Source organism: Staphylococcus cornubiensis (genome assembly GCF_900183575.1).
Classification (GTDB): Bacteria; Bacillota; Bacilli; order Staphylococcales; family Staphylococcaceae; genus Staphylococcus; species Staphylococcus cornubiensis.
The window spans coordinates 1-1,037 of the sequence record NZ_FXUZ01000033.1; the positions used below are offsets into that span (position 1 = coordinate 1).

The 1,037-nt window shown below is 33.1% G+C and carries 2 protein-coding genes; both read right to left on the reverse strand.

What is annotated here, in order from left to right; genetic code table 11:
• A partial coding sequence (locus tag CCE82_RS12325; protein WP_159454544.1) for an IS3 family transposase occupies nt 1–648 on the reverse strand: 648 nt, incomplete at its 3' end.
• Nucleotides 618–1,037, reverse strand: a 420-nt coding sequence (locus CCE82_RS12330; protein WP_206184395.1) for a helix-turn-helix domain-containing protein, incomplete at its 5' end; no start/stop codon positions are given. The genes CCE82_RS12325 and CCE82_RS12330, both read right to left, overlap by 31 nt.

Consider the following 1,037-nt stretch of genomic DNA (forward strand, 5'->3'; position numbering starts at 1 on the left):
TTTGTTTATCAATGTGTTAAATGTATGCGAAGTGTACTGTATCCCTCTGTCACTGTGGAAAAGCAGTCCTTTTGTTTCTTTTGGCGACATGCCTTTAACAGCTTTATTAAATGTATTAATAACTAAATCATTATTGTTCTTATTACTGATTTCATAACTGATTATTTTACAGGTATTTAAGTCGTAAATCGCACTCAAATATAACTTTTCATCTGTTGATAGTCTAAATTCAGTTATATCTGTTAACCATTTTTGATTCGGTTTTTCTGCTTTAAAGTCTCGATTCAACACATTTGATGTCGTAATTTTAGGGATGTGTGGCGTATAATTATTACGCTTACGTCGAATCACTGATTTTAAACCCAATTTCTTCATCAAGCGCTGAACTCGTTTACGATTAACCTTTTTCTTTAAATAATAACGAATATAAATATAAATACGACGATATCCATAAATACCTTCATATTTATCATAGATGTTTTTAATATCATTCATTAAAGCTTCATTTTCAAGTTGCCTCTTTGATGGACGGCGTCTCTTCCATTGATAGTAAGCAGCTCTTGTAACTTTTAAAACCTCACATAAATGTGATACAGGATAGGTGCCTTTAAAGTACTCTATCGCTTCGTATGCCGCTTGGTACTTAATGCCTGATTCATCAACTCGCTTTCGATTTCTCTTTCCTTTTTTAAAACCTCATTCTCCATACGTAAAAATTCATTTTGTTTTTTTAGGACTTTCATTTCTAGCTCAGTCTTCTCTATATCTGTTAATACTGTTTTAGGTTTGCCTCGACCTCTACCATCGACAAGTCCATCTTCACCATAGGCTTCATATCGTTTCACCCATCTATGAACTTGGTTATAGGTTACATTAAAAGCTTTCGCTGTTTCTCTATAATTCTTATCATTTTCTATACAGTATTGGGCAATCATTACACGTTCTTCCAATGTTGTTTGTTTAGCCAAGCGATCTCCCCCTGATTCAAAATCATATCTTTTAAATTCTTTACCCGCTTGGTATCGTTTTATCCATAA